This is a genomic window from Streptomyces sp. NPDC111606 (assembly GCF_055656945.1).
Genome location: NZ_JBVKBY010000010.1, coordinates 405,447 through 431,407, shown reverse-complemented (window position 1 = coordinate 431,407; position 25,961 = coordinate 405,447). Strand labels below are relative to the sequence as shown.

The 25,961-nt window shown below is 68.9% G+C and carries 20 protein-coding genes and 2 pseudogenes; 8 read left to right on the top strand and 14 right to left on the bottom strand.

Translation table 11 applies throughout. From position 1 onward, the window contains the following. Positions 1–312 precede the first annotated feature (312 nt). Positions 313–462 (top strand): hypothetical protein, encoded by a 150-nt coding sequence (locus ACZ7M7_RS32945; protein WP_472123300.1) that lies wholly within the window; start codon positions 313–315, stop codon positions 460–462. 499 nt (positions 463–961) lie between these two features. Further along, complete coding sequence (locus ACZ7M7_RS32940) at positions 962–2,209, top strand: ABC transporter substrate-binding protein (RefSeq protein ID WP_383605185.1); 1,248 nt, start codon at positions 962–964, stop codon at positions 2,207–2,209. Positions 2,210–2,231: 22 nt separating this feature from the next. Here ACZ7M7_RS32940 and ACZ7M7_RS32935 read toward each other — a convergent pair whose 3' ends face one another. From ACZ7M7_RS32935 to ACZ7M7_RS32920, 4 genes are read right to left on the bottom strand one after another with little or no spacing between them, the layout of a single operon-like run. Then, positions 2,232–2,972 (bottom strand): ABC transporter ATP-binding protein, encoded by a 741-nt coding sequence (locus ACZ7M7_RS32935; RefSeq protein WP_472123296.1) that lies wholly within the window; start codon positions 2,970–2,972, stop codon positions 2,232–2,234. Positions 2,973–2,974: 2 nt separating this feature from the next. After that, entirely contained in the window at positions 2,975–3,847 is an 873-nt protein-coding gene (locus ACZ7M7_RS32930; RefSeq protein WP_472123293.1) for an ABC transporter ATP-binding protein, read from the bottom strand. Then, entirely contained in the window at positions 3,837–4,829 is a 993-nt protein-coding gene (locus tag ACZ7M7_RS32925; RefSeq protein ID WP_472123290.1) for a branched-chain amino acid ABC transporter permease, read from the bottom strand. The genes ACZ7M7_RS32930 and ACZ7M7_RS32925 overlap by 11 nt, the downstream gene beginning before the upstream one ends. Before the next feature lie 10 nt (positions 4,830–4,839). Further along, entirely contained in the window at positions 4,840–5,835 is a 996-nt protein-coding gene (locus ACZ7M7_RS32920; RefSeq protein WP_472123287.1) for a branched-chain amino acid ABC transporter permease, read from the bottom strand. A 285-nt stretch (positions 5,836–6,120) separates the two neighbouring features. On the opposite strand from ACZ7M7_RS32920, the pseudogene ACZ7M7_RS32915 reads away from it, so the two are divergent. After that, positions 6,121–6,290 (top strand): annotated as a pseudogene (locus ACZ7M7_RS32915) (lamin tail domain-containing protein); the annotation flags it as partial. Between the two features lie 502 nt (positions 6,291–6,792). On the opposite strand, the gene ACZ7M7_RS32910 reads toward ACZ7M7_RS32915, so the two are convergent. Further along, a complete protein-coding gene (locus ACZ7M7_RS32910; RefSeq protein WP_472123284.1) occupies positions 6,793–7,251 on the bottom strand; it encodes a hypothetical protein in 459 nt (152 codons plus the stop codon). Positions 7,252–7,380: 129 nt separating this feature from the next. Here ACZ7M7_RS32910 and ACZ7M7_RS32905 point away from each other — a divergent pair, with 129 nt between their 5' ends. Continuing rightward, complete coding sequence (locus tag ACZ7M7_RS32905; RefSeq protein ID WP_472123281.1) at positions 7,381–8,556, top strand: serine hydrolase domain-containing protein; 1,176 nt, start codon at positions 7,381–7,383, stop codon at positions 8,554–8,556. Positions 8,557–8,739: 183 nt separating this feature from the next. Here ACZ7M7_RS32905 and ACZ7M7_RS32900 read toward each other — a convergent pair whose 3' ends face one another. From ACZ7M7_RS32900 to ACZ7M7_RS32885, 4 genes are all read right to left on the bottom strand, one after another. After that, positions 8,740–10,329 carry a hypothetical protein gene (locus tag ACZ7M7_RS32900; protein ID WP_472123278.1) on the bottom strand — a complete coding sequence of 530 codons (1,590 nt, stop codon included), beginning with the start codon at positions 10,327–10,329 and terminating at the stop codon, positions 8,740–8,742. Positions 10,330–10,625: 296 nt separating this feature from the next. Then, on the bottom strand, positions 10,626–11,075 hold the full coding sequence (locus ACZ7M7_RS32895; protein ID WP_472123275.1) for an SRPBCC family protein: 450 nt from the start codon (positions 11,073–11,075) through the stop codon (positions 10,626–10,628). Then, complete coding sequence (locus tag ACZ7M7_RS32890) at positions 11,072–11,422, bottom strand: ArsR/SmtB family transcription factor (RefSeq protein WP_383605215.1); 351 nt, start codon at positions 11,420–11,422, stop codon at positions 11,072–11,074. Before ACZ7M7_RS32890 ends, ACZ7M7_RS32895 begins: the two co-directional genes overlap by 4 nt. Next, a complete protein-coding gene (locus tag ACZ7M7_RS32885; RefSeq protein ID WP_383625014.1) occupies positions 11,419–11,877 on the bottom strand; it encodes an SRPBCC domain-containing protein in 459 nt (152 codons plus the stop codon). The genes ACZ7M7_RS32890 and ACZ7M7_RS32885 overlap by 4 nt, the downstream gene beginning before the upstream one ends. A gap of 274 nt (positions 11,878–12,151) precedes the next feature. On the opposite strand from ACZ7M7_RS32885, the gene ACZ7M7_RS32880 reads away from it, so the two are divergent. Continuing rightward, positions 12,152–13,198: a M4 family metallopeptidase gene (locus tag ACZ7M7_RS32880; protein ID WP_472123271.1), complete on the top strand. Its 1,047-nt coding sequence runs from the start codon at positions 12,152–12,154 to the stop codon at positions 13,196–13,198. Between the two features lie 343 nt (positions 13,199–13,541). Here the strand turns inward: ACZ7M7_RS32880 and ACZ7M7_RS32875 are convergent, their stop codons facing one another. Beyond that, on the bottom strand, positions 13,542–14,216 hold the full coding sequence (locus tag ACZ7M7_RS32875; protein WP_472123268.1) for a response regulator transcription factor: 675 nt from the start codon (positions 14,214–14,216) through the stop codon (positions 13,542–13,544). Then, positions 14,213–15,421 (bottom strand): sensor histidine kinase, encoded by a 1,209-nt coding sequence (locus tag ACZ7M7_RS32870; RefSeq protein WP_472123265.1) that lies wholly within the window; start codon positions 15,419–15,421, stop codon positions 14,213–14,215. The genes ACZ7M7_RS32875 and ACZ7M7_RS32870 overlap by 4 nt, the downstream gene beginning before the upstream one ends. A 354-nt stretch (positions 15,422–15,775) precedes the next feature. Here ACZ7M7_RS32870 and ACZ7M7_RS32865 point away from each other — a divergent pair, with 354 nt between their 5' ends. After that, complete coding sequence (locus ACZ7M7_RS32865; protein ID WP_472123262.1) at positions 15,776–17,968, top strand: MMPL family transporter; 2,193 nt, start codon at positions 15,776–15,778, stop codon at positions 17,966–17,968. A 244-nt stretch (positions 17,969–18,212) separates the two neighbouring features. On the opposite strand, the gene ACZ7M7_RS32860 is transcribed toward ACZ7M7_RS32865, so the two are convergent. From ACZ7M7_RS32860 to ACZ7M7_RS32850, 3 genes and pseudogenes are all read right to left on the bottom strand, one after another. Further along, positions 18,213–19,055, bottom strand: coding sequence for an alpha/beta fold hydrolase (locus ACZ7M7_RS32860; RefSeq protein ID WP_472123259.1), 843 nt, complete (start codon positions 19,053–19,055; stop codon positions 18,213–18,215). 32 nt (positions 19,056–19,087) lie between these two features. Further along, a pseudogene (locus ACZ7M7_RS32855) lies at positions 19,088–19,495 on the bottom strand (dihydrofolate reductase family protein); the annotation flags it as partial. A gap of 209 nt (positions 19,496–19,704) precedes the next feature. Then, positions 19,705–21,807 carry an NACHT domain-containing protein gene (locus ACZ7M7_RS32850; protein ID WP_472123256.1) on the bottom strand — a complete coding sequence of 701 codons (2,103 nt, stop codon included), beginning with the start codon at positions 21,805–21,807 and terminating at the stop codon, positions 19,705–19,707. Positions 21,808–22,284: 477 nt separating this feature from the next. On the opposite strand from ACZ7M7_RS32850, the gene ACZ7M7_RS32845 reads away from it, so the two are divergent. Further along, positions 22,285–22,728: an effector-associated constant component EACC1 gene (locus ACZ7M7_RS32845; protein WP_472123253.1), complete on the top strand. Its 444-nt coding sequence runs from the start codon at positions 22,285–22,287 to the stop codon at positions 22,726–22,728. Continuing rightward, positions 22,725–25,961, top strand: coding sequence for a caspase, EACC1-associated type (locus ACZ7M7_RS32840; RefSeq protein WP_472123250.1), 3,237 nt, complete (start codon positions 22,725–22,727; stop codon positions 25,959–25,961). Before ACZ7M7_RS32845 ends, ACZ7M7_RS32840 begins: the two co-directional genes overlap by 4 nt.

Below are 25,961 nucleotides of genomic sequence, written 5' to 3'. Positions count from 1 at the left end.
CGAGATACGCGCCGACCTCCACCTCGGCCTGCTCCAACTCGCATGCAGCATCATCTGCTTGAGACGTCTCCGAACCTCATTCTGAAACGATCAGTAAGGCCACACGCACTCCGGTACGGACACGGCGCTTTGCAGCACCGACCGCCGGACCTGCCGGACGCGCCCTGGACGACGGGTGTTTGCGCGGGAGCCGGGACCGGGACTGTGGGGTGTGCCGGGCGGGTGCCGAAGAGCCAGACGCACAGGCCGACCGCCGCGAGGAAACCGCAGATCAGGACGATGACCACGGCATCGATAGGCACGGAGCAGCCTGTGCCGGCGAGCCCCATCGTCGTCACGACGCTCAGCAGGCATGCGGTTACGATCGACAGCTCCTCGGAGGCCTTCTCGCCGCCTCAAGAGGCGGACGGCAGCCGCTCGCGCACCGTCGACCCCGGCGCCATGGCGCCGTGCACGGCGTGAGCCGCCCAGGGGGCGTCGCGCTCGCACCCGGTGGGGTGCTGGTTGCCGTACGCGCGGCGTTCACGTACGTGGGCCGTGGCTCATGTGTCGGCTGGTGCGGCCGAGACGTCGGGCCGGGATCCGCGCAGCAGCCGTGGCGCAGCTCGAGCAACTCGCCCGGGCGCATCCCAGTGAGGTGGGTGATGACGATGAGGCACGTGGTGACAAACAGCCGGACCAGTGCCAACGTCTCAGCGCAGGGCGGATGGCAGACGAGACCGGCCGTCGCACAGAGAGGTCGATCCTGCGGTCGGGCTTCCGGCATGCTTGCGTCGGTGAAGTCGATTCGACGCGCCATCATCCGGCGCCCACAAGGATCGGCGGGGCGAGAAGCACCATCAATCGCAAACGTGCACATTTGCACTTCTCCGGGCTCCAAATGAGTTCTACGCTCGTATACAGATGGCGGGCGGACGGCCGGCCAGTCGACCGCCGCCGCCTGTGACGAGCGGAGGCGGAGATGAAAGCGTCGATACGGCGGTCCGCGATCTTCGCAAGCGCGGCTGCTCTTGTGATAGCCGTATGCGGTACGACGGGCACTGCCCAAGCCGAGCCTGGTGATGGTGAGCTCGAGTTCGGCTACGTCTTGCCGGAAACCGGACAGTTGGCCTACCTCGGCCCACCCCAGATTGAGTCGCTGAAGTTCGCCATCCAGAAGATCAACGAAGCCGGCGGAGTTCTGGGCAAGTCGGTACCGAATGTGGTCTCCAGTGACGAGGCCGGCCAGGAGGCCGTTGCCGCCCAGTCCGCGGACCGGGTCCTGGCGGCAGGCGTGGACGCGATCGTCGGCGCTGCGGCTTCCGGCATGTCGCTGGCGTTCATCGACCGGGTGACGGGAGCGGGCGTCGTGCAGTGCTCGGGGTCGAACACCGCTCCCACCTTCACCGACTACGAGGACGATGGCTTCTACTTCCGTACCGTCCCGAGCGACGCGCTCCAGGGACCCATCCTTGCGGATGTCGTCCGCGATGACGGTCACAACCGGGTGGCCATGGTCGCACGGGCGGACGACTACGGTCGCGGCCTGATGGAGGCCACCCGGAAGACGCTGGAGGAGCGCGGCGCGACGGTGACGCTCGCCGAGACCTACGACCCGAAGGCGACCAACTTCGACCAGGTCGTCCAGCAGATGGAGAACACCAGGCCGGACGCCGCCGTGGTGATTGCCTTCGAGGAAGGCGCCCAGATCCTTCAGGGCATGATCGAGTCCGGACTCGGGCCCGACCAAATCGGCGTCTACGGCGCCGACGGACTGCGCAGCGAGGAACTGCCCTCGCTCGTCGCCCCTGGCGAGCCGGAGAGGCTTTCCGGGATGAAGGGGACCGCGCCGGCATCGGCGTCGAATGAGCAGTACGTGAAGGACCTCCAGGAATTCGCGCCGGATCTCAAGGAGCTGCAGTTCGCACCGCAGGTGTTCGATTGCGTGACGACGATCGCGCTCGCCGCCGAGAAGGCGGAGTCCGACGACCCTGGCGAGTACGTGAAGGAGATGAACGGGATCACCAAGGACGGCGAGAAGTGCGACTCGTTCGCCGCCTGCAAGGAGCTGATCGCCAACGGCAGGGACATCGACTACGACGGTGTGAGCGGTCCTCTCAACTTCACGGACAAGGGCGAACCCGGCCAGGCGTCGATCGAGGTGTACGGCTACGACGACGAGGGAAAGCTGCAGACTCTGCGCACCGAGACCAGCACGGCTGAGCAGTGATCCTGCAGCCTGGCAGGGGGAGTCAACGGACGCGGGCGAGCGTCCCGAGGTAGAGCTCGATCACCTTCTCGTCGTGGAGCAGGGCCGTACCCGTGCCGGTGTACGCGTTGCGGCCCTGATCGAGGACGTAGCCGCGGTCGCATAGCTGCAGGCACCTGCGGGCGTTCTGCTCGACCATGAGCACGGCGACGCCCGCGCCGTTGATCATTCTGCACCGGTCGAAGACGTGGTCCTGATGGAGCGGTGAGAGGCCGGCCGACGGCTCGTCGAGCAGCAGCAGTTCAGGCTCCATCATCAGCGCACGGGCCATCGCGAGCATTTGGCGTTCGCCGCCGGACATCGCGCCGGCCTTCTGCTTGCGGCGGTCGGCGAGTACGGGGAACAGGTCCCGAACCGCTGCGACCCGCCGAGTGTGGTCCTTGGGCCGCAGATACACGCCCATCCGAAGGTTCTCCTCGACGGTCAGCGTGGGGAACACGTTCTGCAGCTGCGGGACATAGCCCACCCCCCGCCGCACCAGCTCGTGTGCGGGCCGACCGGTCACGTCCTCACCGCGCAGCCGCACGGTGCCGCCACGCACCCGCAGCAACCCGAAGACAGCCTTGATCAGCGTCGACTTGCCGGCGCCGTTGGGGCCGATCACACCGACCACCTCGCCAGGCCGCACCTCGATGCTGCATCCGCGCAGCACATCGACGCCTGGGACGTAGCCGGCGACGATGTCGTCGGCCGTCAGCACCGGTACCTGCTCCGCAACGGACATCGCTAATTCTCCTTCCCTTTCTCCTCGGTCGCTTCGGGTTCGTCGTGCCGCTTGCCCAGGTAGGCATCCACGACGGCGTGGTTCCGGCCGATTGTGTGCGGTGGGCCCTCGGCCACCAGGCGGCCGTCAGCCATGACGGCCACCCAGTCGCTGATGCCCATCACCACATCCATGTCATGCTCGACGAAGCACACCGTCAGCCCCTCGTCCCGCAGTTGCTTGATGTGTCCGAGCAGCGACTGGGTCAGCGCGGGGTTCACCCCGGCCATGGGCTCGTCGAGCAGGAGCATGACCGGCCGGGTCATCATCGCGCGAGCCAGTTCCAGGAGTTTGCGCTGACCGCCGGAGAGCGTGCCGGCGTGATCGTCGCGCAGGGGACCGAGCCGGAATCGGTCCAGCAGTTCGTCGGCTCGATGCTCGAACTCGCGTTCCTGTCCGCGCCACAGCGGTCGCAGCAACGCGGGCAGCACCCCTTCGCCGCGTTGCCCAGGCGCGGCGAGCAGTAGGTTCTCCAGCACGGTGAGCCGCGCGAGCGTCCTGGTGAGCTGGAACGTACGGACCATGCCCCGCCTGGCCACCCGGTGCGCCGGGGCGCCGGTGAGTGGCTGTCCGTCGAACGACCACCGGCCGCCGTCGGCCCGGTCGAACCCGCTCAACACGTTGAACAACGTCGTCTTGCCGGCACCGTTGGGCCCGATGAGCGCCGTGATGGTCCCGCGCTGTACCTCCAGGTGTTCGACCTGAACGGCGACAAGGCCCCCGAAAGTACGGGTCAGCTGGTCCATCACGAGCAGTGGGGCGGGCTTGCGCACCCCCGGCTCGGGATCGATCGCGGAGAGCCGGTTCGTGTGGGAAACGCCAGGGTCAGCGGCCACTGAGCATCATCTCCTTCCGGCTGCCGAGGATGCCCTGGGGCCGGAACGCGACCAGCAGGATCAAGGCGACCCCGACCAGAGCGAAGCGCACCGCGCCGACCTCGGACGTGCTGATGACGTCCGGCGAGATGTACTCGGCGTCGATGGCCTGACGGAGTGCGCTGTCGAGGAAGCTGAGGACGAACCAGAACAGGATCGAGCCGACCACCGGCCCGAGGATCCGCCCGGCGCCGCCGAGGACAAGCAGGGTGTACAGGAAGAACGTGACACCTGGATCGTAGTTGTCCGGGTTCACGGACTGCACTTGGATCGCCTGCATCATGCCCGCGGCCGCCCCGATGACGCCGCCGAGCACGAGGCTCTGCATCTTGTACGCGTAGACGTTCTTGCCGAGGCTGCGCGCGGCGACCTCGTCCTCACGGATCGACCGGATGACACGACCCCACGGGCTGTGGATCAGCAGGGCGAGCAGAATTGCGACCACCAGCACCAGTGCCCATCCGACGATCATCACCCAAAGGTCGCGGGCACTGAACCTTACGAGCCACACACCGTAGGTGCCGGGCTCGATGGGGCTGAGTTCGTAGAAGTCGTTCGCGAATCTCTGCAGCCCGAACACCCCACCGGTGACCGGCTCGGCCCAGTTGGAGCGGTAGAACAGCCGCAGCGTCTCCCCCGCCGCGATCGTGGTGATCGCGAGGTAGTCGGCGCGCAGCCGCAGGGTGGGCACACCGAGGAGCAGGGCCAGCACGATCGCGCAGGCGATCCCACCCAGCACGCCGAGCCACATCGGGCCGCCGTACGTCGACACCGTGATGGCGAGCCCGTAGCCGCCGACCAGCATGAATCCGACCTGGCCGAAGTTCAGCAGCCCCGTGTAACCGAAGTGCAGGTTCAGACCCATCGCGGCGAGCGCGTAGACGGCGGCGATGGGACCGATTCCCGAGCGCAGGGCGTCGGAGAGGATGGCGGAGATGTCCATGGCTCACTCCTCACCCGATGCGTTCGGCCCGGCCGAGGATGCCCTGCGGGCGGACGAGGAGGACGAGTATGAGAACCAGCAACGCCCACGCGTACTGCAGGTCGACCGGGAACCACAAGGTGGACATCTGGGCGACGATGCCGATGACGAGGCTGCCGACCATGGCGCCGTAGGCGGAGCCGAGCCCTCCCAGGATGACTCCGGCGAACATGAGCAGCAGGAGCTTGAAGCCCATGTCCCACGTGACGATCTCGACCAGTCCGAAGAAGACCCCTCCGAGTGCGGCCAGTCCGCCGGCGAGCATCCACACGAACAGGACCACCCGCTGTACGTCGATGCCCGACGCCTCCGCGAGGTCACGGTTGGCGGAGACAGCCCGGACGGCCGTGCCGATCCGCGTCTTCTGCAGGAGAGCGGCAATGCCGAGCAGCACCAGCACGGCAAGCACGGTGACGGTGAGGTCGCGTGGGGTGATGCCGGCCGGGCCCAGGCCGATCGCGCTCTGGATGTCGTACTGGGCGTAGGAGGCAGGCCGGGTCCCGTACAGCACGAGGACAACGTGGCGCAGCAGCAGCGAGAGCCCGATGGTGACGATGAACATGTTGATCAGCCCGGTGCCCCGGGCTCGCAGGGGGCGCCAGAGGCCACGGTCGACAGCCCCGCCCAGCAAGGCCCCGAAGGCCACCGCGGCGAGGGCGGCGGGGATAAGGTGCCAGCCCGGCCCGGCTGCGGAGACGTTGAGGAAGAACGCGACAGTGGCGCCGATCGTGACGAACTCACCGTGCGCGAAGTTGATCAGGTGGATGGTGCCGAAGATCAGCGAGAGCCCGACTGAAGTGATCGCGATGATCACCCCGAACTGAATGCCGTCGATCAGCGCCTGCAGGGCGCGCGCGGCGAAGGACGGGCCGCGCGGGAGTTCCTCACCCTGTGCCCGCGCGGAGATCGTGGGCACCATTACGAGGACCAGGGCGAGGGCCGGTACGAGCATCCGCTGATAGCGCACGGTGGTTCCGGTACGTCAAGAACGTCCCCTACAGGCTCAGTGTAAGCGCAGGTCGGGGCGGCAGCGCGGACGGCCGACCCCCCGTGGGTGCCGACAGCGCGTGCTCTCTCTCGGGCGCTCGGGCACTTCGGGTGGGAAGGCTGGCCGACATCGGCTGGTTCACGCTGCCGGTCGCCGTGCGACGGAGCAACTCGCGTTCGGAGCGGTGCTCCTCCTGCTGACGTGCCTTCCCCAGCGCAGCCCGCAGTGGCCCTCCGGGGGATCATGCCGCCCCTGGGGGCGTAGGTGGAGATCACGACTGTCCAGTACGACTCCCCCGGCCGCGACACCTACTCCAACCACTCACTCAACGGCGAATGGTCGAACTCACCAACACCACCCGCCACACCATCAACCTCGATGGCTGGACCCTCGAAAACAAGGACGGCCACACCTACACCTTCAACCACTACCGGCACGACCAACCGGCCTGCCGGTGACGCCGCTGCATCCCCGCCCCCGCAGGGATGGCTCCCCCGCCGGCACCGCCCGCCTGGCCTCGATCATCTGCTCCCAGCACCCGCGCGGGGATGGCCACACGAGCGCCGACGGCGAGCAGACGCTCCACCATGCGTCGTGCCAGTAGCGGTCGTCGCACTGTTCGCATGCTGTCCGGGCGGCGGTGCCGGCTGCCCCTGAGCGGTTCGGGGCGCCGCACGCCCGCGCCATCCGGACCGGTACGGCCGCGGCCACCGTCCTGACCGTGTCTTACCTGCCGTTCATCGGCGACAGCATGGGACGACGGCGGCACCCGGGTCCCCCACGCTCTGACGCACCTGGCGGTGGCGGCGGTGCTGACCCCGGGCATTCCAGAGACCGACCGCGAACGGTGGGCGGCAGGTTGGGACCGATAGCCACCGGAAGTGGCTCCACGCAGCGTTTGCGTCGGGACCGACCTGCCGCGCCGGGGGCCGCTCGTCAGGAACGCGACAGTTGAAGTGAGGTCCGCGTGTCGTCGACCTCCACTTCGTCGGTGAAGGCGCCGGCCGCCGAAGCCCCACCGAGGAGCGCGGTGACAAGCGCCGCGGCCACTGCGAGCGCCCAACGAGGCTGCCAGGAGCTTCTGTTCCGTGTCGTGAGCGTGGTCTCGGCAGGCCGCCCGCCGCACGCGATCGTCACGCGTGCATCCAGCCATGCCTCGGCCTCGTCTGCCCCCACCCCGCAGGCCGCCACGAACGCGTCCACCAACTCCGCACGGGGCAGCCGGTCCCTGCCGAGCATGGTCGCTGCCGTGGAGTAGGGCAGAGTATGGCCGGCTTCCGTGGCGCGGCGTTCCAGTTGGCGGTAGCTCAGGCCCGACCAGGCCTTGAGGCGGCGGAGCGCCGCCACGAAGGCGACCGCGTCGGTGTCGACGGGTGCGGGTGGTGCTGTGGTCATCGTGGTTCCCCCTGTTGACCTGGACGTACACGGGCTCGCACAAGCTCGAACACCATAATGGCTTGAGGGACGGCGAGATTGGGGTCAACCTCGGGGCGGAATCCCGAAGTTGGAGGTCCTATGGGTCCTATGGGTGCGACTTTGTCCCGCCACCGCCACCGCAGCCGTACGGCGATCGCCGCAGCCGTCGCTGTTCTGCTGATGCTCGGCGGGTGCGCCGAAGGGCCAGGTGCCGGAGCGCCGGAGGTGCGCGACCCGAAGTCCCAGTCCCGGGACGGGGAGTCGGTCGCCGACTTCCTCAGCCGTACCCTGCCCGCGGGGCCCAGTGGCACCGTGATCGCCGCGCGCGGCGACCGGCTCGCGTACTGCGGCGGATTCGGAGCGGCGGACCGAGCCGCGGGCACCCCCGCGAGCTGCCGGACCGTGTACGACGTCATGTCGATGACGAAGCAGTTCACCGCGGCGGCGATCGTGAAGCTGGAGGTGATGGGCCGGCTCCGGGTGACCGATCCGATCAGCGGGTACCTCGGGCGCGGGAGGCTCGTGCCCGAGGACAAGCGCGGCATCACGATCGAGCACCTGCTCACGCACACGTCGGGGCTGGTCGAGGCACTCGGCGATGACTACGACCCCCTGACGCGGGAGGAGTTGGTGCGCCGGGCCTTGTCGTCGAGGCTGCGGTCCGCCCCGGGCAAGGAGTTCCACTACTCCAACACCGGCTACAGCCTGCTCGCCGCGATCGTCGAGGAGGCGTCGGGGGAAACGTACGAACGGTTCCTGGCCCGGCGCCTGTTCGCCCCGGCAGGGATGGACCAGACCGGATACGTGCTGCCCCGCTGGCCGCGGCACCTGGTCGCGGTGGAGTACGACAGCAAGGGGCGCAGCAAGGGCAGGCCCTTGGACCACCCCTGGGCCGCCGACGGACCGTACTGGAACCTGCGCGGCAACGGTGGCATGCTCTCCTCGGCCCAGGACATGCTCCGTTGGCACCGTGCGCTCCTGGGTGACGAGATCCTGCCGACACGGGCCAGGGACAAGCTCTTCGAACCTCGTATACCTGAGCCGGGATCAGACAACTCGCACGCCTACGGCTGGAGCATTGCCGACTCCCCGGATGGCCGTCTCGCCTGGCACTCAGGCGGCAACGACTGGTCCCTGGGGCTCCTGAGCCGGTCCCTGCGCGACGGCGTCCTCGTGTTCTGGGTCAGCAACCACGCTTATCGCGACGGGAAATGGAACCTTGAGGACCAGGCCCAGGCGCTGACACTTGGCATCGCCGATCGTGTCCGCGCGGAGGGGCACTGATCGTGCTCATCCGTTCGAACTTGATCTTGGCAGACCGTTCCGACCGCGCCGCTCTCGTCCGGGTCACCTCACCATGTGCGACCGCCCACTGCTGGCAGCAGCTCTGCTGTGCGTCGCCGGCCTCGGAGAGGGCTGCGGGGACAGTTGGCACATCGTCGTGGCGGGCGGTGGCAGCCGACCTGGTCAATCCCGGACCGAGCAGTCCAGGATCCGCCCGTCCACCGTCCCCACGACAAGCCGCTGTTGCTCCGCCCGGTACGCGGCGGACACCGGCGTGACCGGGTGGCCGTGCGCGCGCAGGGTGTGCCGGGCTCGCACCTCTCCTGTGGCCGCGTCCAAGGTCTCCACCTCGCCGGTGAGATACACGACGTACACGCTCCGCTCGTCGCCGTCGAGATCGGCAAGCGGTTTGTCGGTGTCGTACACCCAGCGCGCCTCGCCGTCCGGCAGTCGGCGGCTCACGACGTACGTGCCCTCGCGGGCGTCCGTGTAGGTGGCGCCCCGTTCATACGACCGGCCCGCGTGGACGAGGGTGTCCGTCAGCTCGACGGCGGGGCCGTACCAGGGCTGGCGTGGCGACGCCGGGTCCCAGCGCAACGGGAAGAGGGCGCGCAGGGTGGCGGGGCCGTGGGCGCCCGGAGGATCGATCACGTGGATCCACGGCGCGTCGTCCTCCGGGCCCGGGCCGTCCACGTACAGCAGACGTGCGCTGTGTCTGACCCGCAGCGCCGGGGAGTTGGAGCGGCTGGGGGCGAGGCCGAGGCGTGCCGCCTCCCGGTGCGTGGGGTCGAGCAGCAGCGCGGCGGATGCGTCGCGTCCTTGCGGGCGCCAGGCGAGCCAGCCTTCGTCCGCGGCGCACAGTGCGGGGGCCGACGGCACCTCGACGCAGTCCAACGCACCGCCGTCGGCCGTCGATATCCGCCGAACGGTCACCGCGCGGTCGACCCGTCGACCCGTCACCTCGTCGCGCTGGTAGCCCCGGTACGTCACCCACGCCGACTCGCCGTCAGGGGCCGCCTCGACCCGTACGCTCCCCTCACCGTCCGCGGGAAGGGCCCACGCCGGCGCACCTGACGAATCCCAGCATTCGAGGTCCGTGTGGCGCCCGGTGGCGAGCACCCGGCCGTCGGCCAGCACCGCCAGGTCCCGCACCTCCGCCCGGCGCCGCCACCGGCCGTCCGTCAGCCGCGCGAGGGCATCCTCTACGCGGGGGTCGTGAAGGAGCCCGCTCTCGACCATCGGATGGCGTGCGTCGTCGGGGTCGACCAGACCGGCCGGAGCAGACAGCCAGTCGTCCACCGCGACGGCCAGCTCGAAGCCTTTTTGGAAGCCGCCGTCCTTGTCCTCGGGGGAGAGCAGCATCGCGAGCCTGCCGTCCTCCAGCCACCGCAGGTGGCGCACTTGGCGGCTCTTGCTGAGCAGGTTCGTCACGCACCCGGTCTCCAGGTGCAGCAGGAGCAGCTCTCCCTGGAAGTCCCAAGAGCCGTCGTAGCGGCCGGTGCCGATGGCAACGAGCGGCAGCTCGGGGTGAGGTTCGATGGCGCACGCGGAGTAGCGGGAGGCGACGATGTGGCGCGGACGGAGGGTGCCGGCCTCGTACACGCCGATCCGGTGGCCGAGCCAGTCGCCCGTACCGCGCCACATGACGTGCCCGAGGTCGCCGGCCGCGATGACGCAGCCGTGACGCTCGTCGGTCACCGCCCACACGGGCCGGCCGATCTCTGCGAACGGCTGGTCCCCCAGTATCCGGCGGACGGTCAGTTCATCCTGCACGACAATCTCCCCCCAACGTGGCGCACGGTCTGCCAGGCCCGGCGCTTCGGCGCTTCCCTGCGATCTTCCGACGAAATCGACTCATCCGTGTACGTGATCGGGAAAGACAGCTTTGCGGTTCCGGTACCCGCGTCCGCGTGCGGCTTCGACGACGCCCGGTCCTCCTCCCCCGCCGGCCGTGCCGGAGCCGTCGAGGCAGGTACGTCGGACCACGCGCGTTCTGCACACCTCACCCAGCGGTGGCCGTGGCGTCGTTTCCGGGCACGCCGCCACGGTGCGGTGCTCCGCTCCCCCTGTCAGTGCCAGTCGCTGATCCGGACGTCGTCGGGCGCCGGCCTGCCGTGTCCGGATTCCACGTACTCCTTGAGGCTCATGAGGAAGATCGCCCACTTCGTGCTGCAGTGGTGCATGAACTCGACCGGCTCACGCCAGCCCTCGTGCCTGAACAGGACGATCGTGTAGTCCTCGCGACGGCTGATGCTCCAGTCGATCTCGGTACCGATCCACTCCTCGGGGCCCTCCGTGACGCGCCACCGCACCCGGCCGACCGGGTCGAGTTCCAGGATCTCCATGTCGAAGCCACCGACGTCACCGAACCGGAACGCCAGCGTGCCGCCGACTTCGCTCTTGCCGGTGGTGTCGGTCGTCCACCAGCCGGCGATGCCCTCGGGCGTCGCGATGGCCCGGTAGACGTCGTCCAGCGGCGCGACGGCGCCGATCCGATGCAGGATATCGACCATGGTCATGCTCCTTCAGTGTCGTTGCGGCTGCGTGCGATCGCCTCCGCGATGCTCTTGATCCGGCGCAGTCGGGCGTCCCAGGCGGCCCCGACCGTGGCCAGTTGCGCGGCGGCGCGAGCGAGTTGCGCCTGGTCGATCCGGTAGTGCCGCTCGCGGCCGGCCTGCTCCGCATGGATCAGCCCGACGCGGTCGAGAACGGCGAGGTGTTTCGACACGGCCTGTCGCGTGAGTGGGAGTCCCGCGCTCAGTGAGGTGGCCGTGCCGGTTCCGGACGCGAGGAGCAGATCAATGAGTGTGCGCCGGGTCGGGTCACCGATTGCCGACCACAACTCGTCGTTCTCGGCCGTGCTCATGGGGTCGACACCAACCGTGTGATGTACGCGCCCAGCCTGGGGATGTAGAGGTCCCAGCCACTCGTGTGATCGCGGTACTGCTCTTCGAGGACGGCGATCTCCCAGCCCATCTCGCGGAACCCGGTCTCGGTCATCCGCACCAGGGTCCCCTGGTCCCTCGCCACCAGATCGAAGGTGACCAGCAGCGAGTCCCCGTCGCGGTCTGCGCCGGAGTAGCACCACCTGAAGGAGAACCGCGACGGCGGGTCGACCTCGACGACGGTGAGCGCGACCGTCATCGTCTCGCCGGTCGCGTCGTCGCGCCAGAAGAGCTCGCCGGGCGCCCCTGCCACGGGTTCGAACCTGGCCTCGTCCGGCCACCACTCCCGCATGTGCTCCGGGCGGCTGATGACCTCGAAGACCACCTCGGGTGGCGCGTCGACGTGGATGTCGCGCTCGATGCTGCCGTACTCCATGACCCGTCCCTTTCGCAACCTTTGGTTGCACATCAGCATACGCCGCACGGATGCCGATGCGCAACAAAAGGTTGCGGATCGTCGAGGATCCGACCTCGGCTGTAACCGCGCACGAAGGGCAATCGTGTCGGGTTCAGTACATCCGTCCCCGCCCTGAGACGGCCGAGCCGGGACGGCGGCTTGCCATGGACCTGGTCAAACACGGGGTCGGTGCGCGAAGATCGCGCCCGCACCACGCCACCACTTCCACGCCACCCGCAACGGGAGGATGTACATGGCTCTCCGCACACCCCGCGGTCTGCTCGCCATAGCCACCGCCACCGTGGCCCTGATCGTCACGACCGGCTCGGCCTCCGCCACGGGAACCGTCCCCACCGTGGCCGGCCCGCAGGCCCGGGTCTTCATGGTCAACCCCGTTCAGTCCTCGGGCGATCAGACCCTCACCGACGGCAAAGACGTTGCCGCCGCGGTCCCCGCCACCGCCTACGCCACCGTCGCGCTGCGCAACCTCGACGGCAGCGGCGGCCTCTCCGGCCGCTGGGCCTCGGTCCGCTCCGACACCGGCGCCTCCGCGCGGATCTCCGACGCCACCTCGTACGACCGGCACGACGACCAGTTCGAGCAGGTCATGGCCTACTTCTGGGTCAACGAGGCGCAGGAGTACCTGCAGGGCCTCGGCTTCGGCAGCGAGCTGCCCGGCGCCAACGACCGGGTGCAGCCGGTTCGCATCAACCAGTGGGGCGCCGACAACTCCTTCTTCACCGACAAGAAGGCCGAGATCCGCTTCGGCAAGGGCGGCGTGGACGATGCCGAGGACGCCGAGGTCGTTGTGCACGAGTACGGCCATGCCGTGCACCACGCCCAGGTGCCCGGCTTCGGCAGCTCCGTGGAGGCCGGCTCCATCGGCGAGGCCTTCGGCGACTACCTGGCCGTCGCCGTCGGCGAGCACGCCGCCACACGGTACGGCTGGCCTCTGAAAGCCGACGTCGCCTGTGTCGCCGACTGGGACTCCGTCACGTACAGCGACGCCCCGCACTGTCTGCGCCGGATCGACTCCGACAAGACGTACGCGGACCGAGTCGGCGAGGTCCACGCGGACGGCGAGATCTGGTCTCGAGCGCTGCTCGACATCCGCACCGCCCTCGGCCCGCGCGTCGCCGACCGGATCATCGTCAACGCCCAATTCGGCTTCGCTCCCGACACCAGCTTCGCGGCTGCCGCGCATACGACGGTTGCGACGGCGCAGAAGATGTACGGCAAGGGCGCGGCGGACGCGGTCCGCGCCGCGTTCCAGGCTCGCGCGATCCCCGGCGCCATCTGACACGCGGGCGTCATCTGACATGCGACGTCCCGGAGGCGGCCAGACTGCTGCCTCCGGGACCCCGGCCGTCCTGGCCGTGGTCGACGACAGGGGCGTGGGCGCCGCAGCCTTCGAAAGCCTTCAACGTCAGCGGCGGCAAAGTCGCGTCCCTGCGTGGCATCGCCGCCGGGGACAAGCCCACGCGCCTACCGGATTGGGCTTGGCGACAACTTCCTTGGGTGCAGGCCCAGTAGAGCCGCAGGAGCCGTCGTAGCGCCCCACCAACGGCCGCTGTTCCTGTGACGGCATGGATCAGTCTGGTTTCGGCAAGGAATCGGTTGAGAAGGGCGGGCCAGTTCTTGATTCAGTGGCCGACATCGTGGTCGCCCGCTTCGATGAGGCCGCTTTCGTAGGCGAAGATCACGATCTGGATCCGGTCGCGCAGGCCGAGTTTGGTGAGGATGCTCGACACGTGTGATTTGACCGTGGCGGCTCCGATGACAAGTTGCTCGGCGATCTCCGCGTTGCTCGCGCCCCGGGCTACGGCGGTCATGATCTCGCGTTCGCGGCCGGTGAGGCGTTCCAGGCGGGCCGCGGCGACGGTGTTGACGCGGCGCTGCGCGAACCGGTCGATGAAGCGCCGGGTGATCGAGGGGGCCAGCAGCGTCCCGCCCTCGGCCACGGTGCGTACGGCGGTGGCCAACTGTTCGGGGGGAATGTCCTTGAGTACGAAGGCGCTGGCGCCGGAGCGCAACGCCTTGTAGACGTACTCGTCCGGGTCGAAGGTCGTCAGGATCAGTACCCGCGCTCCCCAGTCGGCCTCCTGCAGGATCCGCGAGGTCGCTTCGAGTCCGTCCATTTCGGGCATGCGGATGTCCATGAGGATCACATCCGGGTGATGCCGGCGGGCCGCCTCGATCGCTTCGAGACCCGTGCCCGCCTCGGCCACGACCTCGATGTCGTGGTGGACCCGGAGAATCATGGTGAAGCCCCGGCGTACCAGCGCCTGATCGTCGGCGACGACGACGCGGATCGTCACGTGGGTTCTCCCTTGGTGGGCAAATGGGCGGTGAGCCGGAATCCTCCACCGGGGCGTGGCTGTGCGTCGAGGGTTCCGCCGAGCAGAAGGGCTCGTTCCCGCATGCCGACGATGCCGTGGCCCGATCGGCTCTCGTGGATCGTCCCCACGGGCCCCACGGCGGCGCCTCGGCCGTCGTCGAACACCTCGATGGTGATGCCGTCGCCTTCCCCGCGCAGGTGCACTTCGGTGCGGGTGCCAGGTCCGCTGTGCTTCAGCACGTTGGTCAGGGCCTCCTGGACGATTCGGTACGCCGAGAGATCCAGGCGGGCCGGGATGGGACCCAGGACGTTGCCTGAGACCGAGACCTCCAGACCCGCCTCGCGGACCTCGGCCACGAGCCGGGGCAGATCGGCCAGGCCCGGCTGGGGACCCAGCCCGTCGCGCCCGGCGTCCGGCCGCAACACTCCCAGCAGGTGCCGCAGTTCGTCCAGCGCCTGGCGTCCTGCTTCCTCTACCGCGGCCATTGCTTCGAGGGCGCCCTGCAGATCCTCGGCCGCCACCATACGGGCCGCACCGGCCTGCACCGTCATCATGCTCACCCGGTGGGCGACCACGTCGTGCAGTTCACGGGCGATGTGGGTGCGCTCCTCGGTCACGATCCGCCGTGCTTCGGCGGCCTGCTCCGTCAGGAGCCGGGCGGCACGCTCGGCACGTAGCCGTAGGCGCCGACCGAGGTACCAGGCCCCGGACATGACGAACGCGCCGAAGCCGATGTCCTCCCAGGGGACGGAAAGGAGCACGCCGTCGATCGTGAGCACGGCGATGGCCGCGACGACGCCGAGGGGGCCCCACCGGTTGTCCTCGGCGTGCCGCCCGACGCTGTACAGCGCGAGGATCACCGTCCCGCCCAGGGTGGAGTGGCTGCTTCCCAGGGTCACGGCCCACGCGACGAGGACCACGCACAGCACCGCGACCGGCCTGCTCCGACGGCGGTACATCGCCGCGCCGGCCACCAGGAAGAGCAGGAGCGCGGGATGGAGGATGCCCGAGACCGGGCGGACGGCCAGCCCGTCCCCCGGAGCCTCCTCCAGAAACATCGTCGGCAGGAACAGCGCCGTCGCCAGGACGGCGTCGGCGCCGCGTGGCCAACGCGTGAACGGGTCGCGGAACCAGCCCGGCACGTTGCGGCCCGGCGTCTCGGTGTGCCGCGCCGTGCTGTTCATCGTCGCTCCATGAAGGGAGGTCCAGTGCCCTGGCGCGGGTAATGGGGAGCGCACCGGACAGGTCATCGTATTTCCAGCTCCGAGGCACCGTCACCCGTCTGCGGACGGATATGGCCCTCCGTCCCCGGGTGGAGACACCGCTCCGTTCTTCCCGTCGGCCGCGGGAGGGCCGAACCCCCCTGGCGGCGGGAGACGGGCCCGAGGCCGGCGCCCACGATGGAACCCCTCAAGCCTCCTGCCTCCGTGTGCCGAACCTGGCGCCGGTCGGCAACCGTCCACGCCCGGTACCGCCGCTCGGCGGCCGCCTCACACCCCGTGCCGCCGCTCGGCGGCCGCCCCACAGGAGCCCCAGACATGAACCGACTTACGCGCCGCATCGGCGACGCGAGCGCCCGCCGGCCGTGGGTGACCCTCGCGGCCTGGGTGGCCGCACTGGCCCTCCTACTGCCTCTCGCCGCCGTGGCCGGCGGCTCGTTCGTCGACGATCTCGTCGCTCCCGGCAGCCAGAGCGAGGAGGCGATGGAACTGCTCGAAGAACGCTTCCCGGAAGCGTCCGGCGGCAACGCCATGGCGGTATTCGCCACGCCGGAAGGAGAACGGATCGACAGCCACCGGGCTGCGATCGAGGCTGCGGTCGCCAGGATCGCCGACGTGGAGCACGTCGCCACGGTCACCGATCCCTTCACCGCCGGGACCGTCTCGCCGGACCGACGGATCGGCTTCGCCCAAGTCGCCTTCGACGTACCGGCGATGGAGGTGACTCCCGGGCAGATCACGGCTTTGGGCCGCGCGATCGAACCCGTACGCGGGAACGGTGTCGTCGCCGAACTCGGCGGCGATGCCGTCTTCATCAAGGCCGAGACGCCGACATCCGGCGCGGAGGCGGCGGGCCTGCTGACCGCCCTGGTCATCCTGATCGTGGCATTCGGCACGATCGTTGCCGCGCTGGTCCCCATCGCGCTCGCCCTGGCCGCCGTCGCCGCCGGTCTGGGCAGCGTCGCGCTGCTGGCTCATACGATGGACGTGTCCCCCGCGGCGCCCACGATCGGCGCGATGATCGGCCTGGGTGTCGGCATCGACTACGCCCTGTTCATCGTGGCGCGCTGCCGCGAGAACCGCGCCGCCGGCCAGGACAGCTCCACCGCCCTGTCGAACGCCATGGCTTCGTCGGGTGCGGCCGTCCTGTTCGCCGGCGGCACGGTCATCGTGGCGATGAGCGCGCTCGCGGTGACCGGCCTGAGCTTTCTGACCTCGATCGGCCTGAGCACTTCGCTGGTCGTGCTGTTCGCCGTGGCGACCGCCCTGACGCTACTGCCGGCGCTGCTGTCCCTGCTGGGCGACCGTATCCACAAGCAGCGGCGCCGACGCCTCCGAACGAGCCGTGCGAAGAAGTCCGCGGGACCTGAGACGACGGCATGGTGGCGGTTCGCCCACCACGTCTCCGGTCGGCCGTGGCCGTACCTCCTCGCCGCGTCAGCAGCGATGCTGGCACTGACGATTCCGGCACTACGTATGGACACGAGTTTTCCCGACGCGGGCAACGACGCGACCAGCACCACCCACCGCCGCGCCTACGACCTGTTGGCGGAGGGGTTCGGCCCCGGCTTCAACGCCCCTCTGCTGATCGTCGCAGACCTCCGTAGCCCCGGAGTGGCCGCCGAGGGCATCCCCGACCTGGCTCGGCGCCTTGCCGACGACCCCGGCATCGCGTCGGTCGGCGAGCCCCAATTCTCCGCGGCCAAGGACACGGTCGTGCTGCCCACGATCCCGACCACCGCACCCGCCGACGCCGCGACCTCCGACACCCTCGCACGCGTCCGCGACCTCGCCCCCGACAATGTCGCCGTGTCGGGCCTCACCGCGATGACCGACGACCTCACCCACCAACTCGCCGACACGCTACCGGTGTTCATCGCCACGATCCTCGTGATGTCGTTCCTGCTACTGATGCTGGTGTTCCGCTCCATCGCGGTCCCCCTGAAGGCCACCGTCATGAATCTGCTGTCCATCGGCGCCGCGTACGGCGTCGTGGTAGCCGTATTCCAATGGGGCTGGCTGAGCGGGCTGTTCAACCTGGAGGAGACTCTGCCGATAGCCTCGCCCCTGCCGACGATCTTCTTCGCAGTCCTCTTCGGCCTGTCCATGGACTACGAGGTGTTCCTGCTCTCACGCGTCCGCGAAGAGTACGACGCCACGGGAGACACCATCGAGTCGGTGGCCCGCGGCATCTCGGTCACCGGTCGCGTGATCACCTCCGCGGCACTGATCATGGCAGTGGTCTTCCTGAGCTTCGTCGCCAACCCCTCGCCCCTGGTCAAGATGATGGGCCTGGGCCTGGCGACCGCCATCGTGCTCGACGCCACAGTCGTCCGGATGGTGCTCGTCCCCGCTGTCATGGCCTTGCTGGGCCGCGCCGCCTGGTGGATACCCCGTCCCCTCGACCTACACCTGCCCCGCATCGGCGTGGAGACCGCCACCGTCCCGCCACCGCCCGAGCGAGAGCGCGAGCCCGCGCTCGGCACTGCCGGCCAGGATCAGGTCCGGTGAGTACTGGACACTGGTGGGGCCGGGCGGTCGGAAGTGCTCCAATTGGTTGCGGCCTCGCTTCCGTGGTGACTACGACGCTCGAAGTGGAGCGCTGACGGCAGGAGCCGTGGGCCGACGGGCCATGGATCGAGACAAACTACCTGCAAAACCTCGCATCTGGGCGTGCCGATTGCGGGCGCTGCTGGATCGGGCCTCCGCCGTCCACGGGCGCACGGAGGCCAGACCCGCGCGGCACCCACCGCCCCTATCCGAGCGTGAGCATCGCCTCGGCGACCCCGCCGACCGCCGCATCAGGGATCGCAGTGGCGGCCTCCTCGAGGACGAGCACCCGTGCCCCGGAGATCTCGCGCGCGATCGCCTCGCCGTTGCCGACCGGGAAGAACCGGTCTCGGCGGCCGTGCACGACGAGTGTGGGCACCTCGATCTCGGGCAGGCGCTCGCGCCAGCGGGGATTGCAGTCGAGTCTGGAAAACACCATGCCCATCTGGTTGGCCATCTGGACCGCGGGTGCGGTGCCGGGCGTGCGGTCCCAGATGCGCGCAGCGACTGCGCCCGCGGCGACCGGGTCGTCGCCGAGGATCTGCGCGCCTGCGGCGGCGAACTCCGCAACCGCCTCGCGGTCGGTCCAATCGGGCATCGGACGCGCGAACAGTCGGCTCATCGTCGCCTGGTCATGGTCGGGGAGGTCATCGTCGGGTGCGCCGGGCGCGACCGCGCGGGTGCCGACCAGAGTGAGCGCCGAAAACGCGTCTGGATGGTCGAGCACGGCCACCTGGGCGACCATCCCGCCGACGCCGATCCCCGCGAGGTGCGCAGGGCCCCCGCCGAGTGCGTCAACAAGGGCTGCGGCGTCGGCGGCGAGGCTGCGCAGGGTGTAGGCGGGCGACTCCGGATCCGTCGTCGTCGACTCCCCACTATCACGCAGGTCGTAGCGCACCACACGGCGCCCGCCGGCGGCGAGACACTCGCACAGCACGTCGGGCCAGGAGAGCATCGTCGGCGCGCCCACGAGCAGGACGAGTGGCGCGTCGTTGTCACCGAACGACTCGATGCCCAAAGCGATCCCGTTGGCATTGAGAGTGGTCATGGGATCACCGGGAGACGTCGCAGGTCAGGTGCGTCGCGGTCGCTGTCCGACGCTGCCTCGGCTCGCTCACGCGCCGCAGTGACTGCGTCGGGCAGACCGGTGGTGACGAACATCCGGTCAAGCTCGATTGTCCGCAACGACCCTGGCGGCGAGTTCGTCACGACGACGAACGCGGGCTTGCCGACCTCGCGGGCGCCGTAACCGGACATGTCGTCCCAGCCTTTCGGCCCGTCGACAACGTCAAAGAGGCGGCGGCCGAGGACGACAGCACCCCAGCGGACGGTCCCCTCGCGCAGTGCCCGGCGGTCGTCGGGGTCGTCGGAAAACGCCCACGTGTGCAGAGCATCGCCACCGGTGCCCAGGCCGATGCCCGGGTTGGGGGCGGGCCCGGTGACGCAGCCAGCAAGAGAGCCCGAGGTGTCAGCGATGATTCTCGTCATGTCAGGGCAGACCTGATCCGCCGCCCAAACTCATCGCTCACGCATGAAGCCAGTGCCAGGTGCGAAATCGACAGCACGACACGCGAGGCGGCACGTCAGACGTGCAACGAACGATCGCCCCCAGTAGCGAGGGGCCCGCCATGCCCTTCGCTCCTTCACGGCGCGGACAGAGTGCGTGTGCACGGCCAGCCGGCCGTCACCACCCTGGATCAGGTCGACGCGGACACACGTTGAGCGAGGTGGTGCTGAAGGTCGATGTGGCGGAACTGATACACCGCCCCCGCCTGTCGCAGAACACCGCGCTCATGCGCATCAGCCAGGAAGGCCATGAGATCCAAAGGGAGCTTACGGTGCAGCGCGAGGTAGCAGCGGGTGAGAGTGAAGTGCCCCGAGGCGGCATACGTGGAGGCCCCGCAGACACCGAAAGCGGGGATGAGGAGAAGGACGGTGACGCTGACTGGGACTATCGCCGCGCTGTCGAGCAACGCCGCCATCCCGAACGCGAGCACGATCCCGTAGCCGAACCCGAACTCGATGATGAGCCGCCAAAAGACCCGGCGATCCCACTTGAGAAGCGTTTCGGGGTCGGCAGCCGAGGCGAGATCAGGTGACTGCGTCTCTTGTCCGGCCAGCTCCACAACCTTGTGCCCGAGCCAGTTACCGACCAGGGGGCCGAGGAACAAGCCGATCAGGAGGCCGAGCACGGGGTCGACGCGCGCTGACAGCATGAGGACGAGGCCGAACGCGACCGCCCGAACCAGACCGCGGGCAAACCCAGTCCCGGACCAGTGGAAAGCGACAGCCGGCAGTTGCCTGGGCTTGCCGCCAGTGCGCCAGCCCAGAAATCCGGCCGCAAGGCCGACTCCTACTCCAACGCCCGCGCCGACGCCCAGGACGCTGAATCCGGCGGTCAACCCGGTGGTTGTCGCCAGGAGCAGCTGGTATGCCCGCTGGTGTACAGCTTGATGCAGTTGCCACCAGGCCAGGTCGGGGATACCGAGGAGAGTGTGCTGCAGGTGCCGGGCCAGGTACACCAGTACCTGTTCGGCGAACTGTGGGCTCCAAGGGCACGTGGCACCAGGGAGGCTTCGGTAGGCCGCGGGGATGAAGGCATCGAACAGGTGCCGCTCGACGGCCACCTTGGTGGGCAGCCGGTCCATGTCACAGAGCTCGGCCGGGTTGGGAAGGTTGACCGAGTGCTCGCCGGGACGTGGGTTGTATACCGTGCGTGCGAGGAACAGCATCAATGGAGTGTGTAACGCCCGTCCGACGGGGGTGTCGGAGCCGAGTTCGGCAAGCACGGGCGCCCAGCGAGCGGCTGTCAGGCTGTTCTCCCCGCCGGCGTCACGACGCAGGTAGCCGGCCGCCGCAGGGACCGCCAAAGGCTGCAGCTCGATGCCTGCCGCCCCGGCCAGCCTCACCGGAACCCCGGCCACCGGGGACTGAGCCTGCCGGTATTCATCGACACGGCTGGACAGAACCAGCGCCTGGCGGGTTGGCAGGGCCTGGTTGATCGCGTCAAGTGCCAGCGTCCGGGACGTCGGGGGCAGTTCGTCGAGGCCGTCCAGGATCGGCAGGATCAGGCGGTGCTCCACCAACGCCTGAGCCCGGTTCATGCTGTTCAAGGCTGGTGCAGGGTTTCGTAGGCTGGAGTAATCCTGGATCAGTCGTTCGACCAGCCACTCGTTGAGTCCCTGTGCGGCCGGGTTCCATGACGCGAGAGGGAACAGCACAGGGACCGCACCACCTGGGGAACGCTGCTCGACCATAGCCAGCAGGAGACGAACCATCAGCATGGTCTTCCCTGAACCTGGGGATCCGAGGATGACCAGGCGACGGGTGGGAACCCTGCGCATGAGCACATCGACAACCTCCAGGTCGGTCCCCGCGAGTTCACCCGGTCCCGACGCCCATGTCTGCGGGTCGGAGGGCGGACCACCCGGCCAACCAGCCGCAGTCGCCCTCAACCATGCCCAGCTCTCGATCAAGCCCGGATCTGCCGGCGCCCAGGAGACAGGCAGCGGATACGGATCATTGAGACGACGTACCCGTGCCTCGTCCTCCCACTGACTGCGTACCGCGACCGCCAACTGATCGGCAATCTCCTCCAGACCCCGGTCCATTGAGGCATCGGCACGATCAGCGCGGAAGCCGGCCCATGCCAAGTACAGCCCCGCCAGCGAGGGCAGGAGCGTGACCCCTGTTTCAGCCACCCCCGACCGGTGCTCGAAGGCCAGCCACAACGCACTGCCCATGCCGACCAGTGCCAGCAGTACATAGATCAGCCCGGTGAGACGCGTCTTCGCGTTCATGAGGCGTCGGCCGTACTTGACTGTGGCAGCGGACTCGAGCGGCCTGGCCGTGTCCGGAGCCTGGACCCGGTGGTCCGAAGCCCGAGGTCCAGCCGCGTGTCCATGGGGAGGCCGCAGGTGCCGTACAGGCTGGTGCTCGCCAGCGAGTCGCAGTCACCATCCAATAGCGTCAAGCCGGCCGCCATGACTTCCGGTGACCTTTCCTGTCGCACACCCGCCCCCTTGCCGTCGGTCCTCCGCGCATTCACCCGATCGACCCAACGAGGGGCACAGCGTCGGGAAACGGCGGCTGGCCTCGTGAACGACCCCTGTTCGGGGTCGTTCTGAGGTCGACCGGCGTGGTCGCGGTGACCGTGTTGAGGTCGTTTTTTGGAAAGGCGGAAGCCGAGACACCCCTTGGTCGGGACCTGTAGTGACAGTTTGCCCGAACGTCATATGGTTTGATCAGGGATCTGCCAAGCTGAGGCGATGAGACTGGTGGTGAAGGTCCTCGGCAGTCAGCAGCCGCACGTCGAACTCGACGATCTGCGTGACCACTTGGTCCGAGACAGGGAGCTGCGTCCGCTCACTGTCGAAGCGCGGCCGATGCCAAGCGTCGACGGCGCGATGAGCGGTGTGTACCAGGACCTGGCGATGGTGCTGGGGGCCGGTGGGGTGGGCGCCTTGGTTCAAGCCCTCACCGCCTGGATGGCGGGCCGTCAGAGAAGCATCCGCATCCATGTCACATGCGGATCGCGGAGCGTTGAGTTCGAGGTGCAGCAGGCCCGCGACCACCAGGCGGCCGTCGAGATGTCCCGGCAGCTGCACGAGCTTCTTGCCGCCGGCTCCGGCGCATCGTCGAGCGAGGAGCAACCGCGCTCCGGAGAGGATCCGCAGCCTACGGGCGAGGTGAACCAGCTCGTCCCCGGCGACGGCGCATGATCCACCATCCGGACCCGGCGAAGTCACGGGCCGTCCTCATCGGGGTCACCCGTTACGCCGACCCCGCCCGCTGGCAACCGCTGCCGGCGATCGCGGCAAACCTTGCTGACCTAAAAGCGGTTCTCACCGACCCGGACCTCTGGGGCCTCGCGCCGGAACACTGCGATGTGATCGAAAATCCCGAGGATCCCACGGAGGTTCTTGTTCAGGTGCTGTCCGCCGCAAGCAAGGCCGAGGACACCGTAGTGGTGTACTTCGCGGGCCACGGAGCCATCCTCAGGTCCGAGCTCGTCCTGCCGACCGCCACCTCCACCGGCGACACCCTCACCGCCAGAAAGATATCTTTCGCCGACATCAGAGAGATCATCGCAGCACGCGGCGCTCGCGATGCGGTGATCATCTTGGACTGCTGCTGGAGCGGTATGGCGAACGCCATGTCGGACGTGGAATCCGCGGTGGACCGGGAGATCGAGGAGATCGAACCCAGCCGCTCATACATCCTGACCTCTTCAGCTCGCGACAGCATCTCGATCGCCATTCCCGGTGAGAAGCACACTGTGTTCACCGGCGAATTGCTCAATACGCTGACCAAGGGTGAGCCCTCCCCGGACCGAGCACTCACTCTGCGGGCTGTGACCAGCGCGGTCACTCGTCGGCTGCGTGAGCGGCGGATGCCTCGCCCACGGCACAGCCAGGGCGGGGACGGTGACCGGCTCGCCCTCGTTCGCAACCGTCAGTGGAGCCCGTCTTTCGGCTCCGACTCGGACGCCGACGGCACCGGGACGCCCGACACGGTGAGTGTCCCGGGCTCGCATTGTGAACTCAGGCACTACCCCGAGCATTTCGGCCCCGTAGGCCCTGACGGGGCCCGCACCACTCCGAGCATCCTGCTGAGAGCGGACCGCGCCATCGTCCCCTTCCACGGCCGAGAACGTGAACTGGTGAACTTCGCCGTCTGGCGCGAGGGTGGCGGCGCGCGCCTCAGGGTCCTGTATGCAGGTGGCGGTCAGGGCAAGACGCGCTTCGCCCGCCATCTGGCCGAGGAATGGGCGAAGGAGGGGTGGCAGGCCTGGCATGCCGTTCGCCGCCCGAAGCAGGTTTCCATGCTGCGCCCGGCCGTTGGGGGCGGCTGGCGCTCCGGTGACGCCGGGACCTTGGTCGTCGTCGACTATGCCGACAGGTGGTCCACCGAGGAACTGAGCGGGTTGCTGGAGTTCGTCGCCTCATCCGGTTCGGCCCCGCTCCGTGTGCTGCTGCTCGCCCGGATGACCGGGCATTGGTGGACCGCCCTCATCTCGCGTCTGCCGACCATCATGGCCTTGCACAACGCCGTCCTCCTCTCCTCGCACACTCCCGAGCCGGGAGACCGGCCCCGTGAGTTCCAGACCGCGCGCGAGGGCTATGCGCGGGCTCTCGGTGTGCCCCTGGACCAGGTGCTCCCCAAACCGGTCGACGAGCAGCCCGACTGGAGTCTGCGCGACTTCTCCCTCGTGCTCACGGTGCACATGGCGGCCCTGGTGGACGTGCTGGCGCAGCTTTCCGGTTCTCCCGTCCCCGTGGACCCGGTCGGCGTCTCGGCCGATCTGCTCGCCCGCGAGCACGCCCAGTGGGAAGATTCCCTTGGTCACCGTGACTTCCGCGGACTCACGCTCGACCAGGTCAGGCGGGCCGTCTTTGTGGCCACCATCACCGGTGGGCTGCCGGTGCGGCAGGCTCGCAAGGCGCTGCGGCGCGTCGGTATCAGAAGCGACGAGGTCATCGACCCGTTGCTGAACCTCCACCGCCAGTGTTATCCGCCCCTCGACAGTGCCCGCAGTTCCGCCCTGGAGCCGCTGTATCCGGACCGGCTGGGCGAGGACTTCCTGGCGCTGACCATCCCTGGCCACAGTGCGGACTACCCCGCGCAGGTGGAGGCGCAGGAACTCGCCGAACGGCTTCTCCTGCCGTCGAGTTCCGAACCCGATGGGCCGCCCTGGACGCCGTACGCATTGACCATGCTCGCCGAGACCGCACGCCGCTGGCCTCATGTCGCGAGCGCGGTCCTGCATCCGCTGCTCAGGGATCACCCGAAGCTCGCGGTGCGCGCCGGAGGTATCTTCCTCGCCGGCTTCGCCGAGAGCACCGAGTACACCGATCTGCTGGTGCGGATCCGTGAACAGCTGCCCAGTCACCGTGGTGCCGACCTCGCGGTCGGAGTCGCCGCGATCGACCGCCGTCTTGCTCCTTACGACGCGGATCGGGCCACCACGGGCGTGGACTTGGCCCGCAGCGCCGATGAACGGGTCCGCTCGTACTCCCGGGCGGGCCAGTCGCATGACGCTCTTCGCGAAGCGAGCCGCGCTGTCGAGGCCTGGCGAGTTCTGGCGGAGCACCATCCGGACGCGTACCGGGCAGGCCTGGCGAGTGCCCTGGCCACGCTCGGCTCGCTGGAACTGGGCGCCGGGCAGAGCGAGAAATCGTGGGGGTCGGTCGACGAAGCGCTGCAGCTCGTCCAGCGGACCGAGGGGCCGATGCTGAAGCCGGCCGTGCGCTCCCACATCCTCGTGAACATTGCCAGCGTCCTGCAGCGGGCCGGTGACGAGGACCGCCGTGCCGCCGCTGTCCTGCTGGCGGGCGAAGCCGTGAGGACGATCCGGGCAGCAGGGCCGGGACCGGACCGGCAACACGAGGCCGGGCTCGCGGATGCGCTGACGGTGCTGTGCGCGGCGTACGGCAATGTGGGCGACATCGAGAAGGCGAGGGAGGCGGGCGACGAGGCGCTGGTGATCCTGGGACAGCTGCACGCCCAGGCCGGAGGGACGTCCTGCTTCGAGGAGCTCAGTGAGGTGCTCGATCTGCTGGGCTGCCTCGCCGCCGACGCGGGCGATCTGTCGACCGCGCTGAAGCGGGGCATGGCCGCGGTCCGCACCCGCGAGATGCTCGCCGGTGAGAATCCCGCCTTCGAGGAACGCCTCGCCAGGTCCCTCTGCAATCTCGCCGGCTACCACTCCGACCTTGCCGGGCGCATGTTCGATCCGGGGAAGCGCGACGAGGCCGTGGCTTATCACGACAAGGCCGCGGCCTATGCCGAGGAGGCGCTGCGCAGGCTGCGGGACAGACGTGGTCCCGCAGGCGACAGGCAGGACGCCGACGTGCGGGCGGTGGCCGGTGTTCTCGTCGCCATTCTTCGGCGGAGGAATCCCGAAGACCCCAGGGCGGACGCCCTTCAGCAGCGCCACGGTCTCGTCGATTAG

Coding starts and splice junctions, on each gene's coding strand:
- ACZ7M7_RS32940 (WP_383605185.1), top strand. CDS start 962: ATGAAAGCGTCGATACGGCGGTCCGCGATCTTCGCAAGCGCGGCTGCT.
- ACZ7M7_RS32935 (WP_472123296.1), bottom strand. CDS start 2,972: ATGTCCGTTGCGGAGCAGGTACCGGTGCTGACGGCCGACGACATCGTC.
- ACZ7M7_RS32925 (WP_472123290.1), bottom strand. CDS start 4,829: ATGGACATCTCCGCCATCCTCTCCGACGCCCTGCGCTCGGGAATCGGT.
- ACZ7M7_RS32910 (WP_472123284.1), bottom strand. CDS start 7,251: ATGACCACAGCACCACCCGCACCCGTCGACACCGACGCGGTCGCCTTC.
- ACZ7M7_RS32905 (WP_472123281.1), top strand. CDS start 7,381: ATGGGTGCGACTTTGTCCCGCCACCGCCACCGCAGCCGTACGGCGATC.
- ACZ7M7_RS32895 (WP_472123275.1), bottom strand. CDS start 11,075: ATGACCATGGTCGATATCCTGCATCGGATCGGCGCCGTCGCGCCGCTG.
- ACZ7M7_RS32890 (WP_383605215.1), bottom strand. CDS start 11,422: ATGAGCACGGCCGAGAACGACGAGTTGTGGTCGGCAATCGGTGACCCG.
- ACZ7M7_RS32885 (WP_383625014.1), bottom strand. CDS start 11,877: ATGGAGTACGGCAGCATCGAGCGCGACATCCACGTCGACGCGCCACCC.
- ACZ7M7_RS32880 (WP_472123271.1), top strand. CDS start 12,152: ATGGCTCTCCGCACACCCCGCGGTCTGCTCGCCATAGCCACCGCCACC.
- ACZ7M7_RS32870 (WP_472123265.1), bottom strand. CDS start 15,421: ATGAACAGCACGGCGCGGCACACCGAGACGCCGGGCCGCAACGTGCCG.
- ACZ7M7_RS32865 (WP_472123262.1), top strand. CDS start 15,776: ATGAACCGACTTACGCGCCGCATCGGCGACGCGAGCGCCCGCCGGCCG.
- ACZ7M7_RS32860 (WP_472123259.1), bottom strand. CDS start 19,055: ATGACCACTCTCAATGCCAACGGGATCGCTTTGGGCATCGAGTCGTTC.
- ACZ7M7_RS32850 (WP_472123256.1), bottom strand. CDS start 21,807: ATGAACGCGAAGACGCGTCTCACCGGGCTGATCTATGTACTGCTGGCA.
- ACZ7M7_RS32840 (WP_472123250.1), top strand. CDS start 22,725: ATGATCCACCATCCGGACCCGGCGAAGTCACGGGCCGTCCTCATCGGG.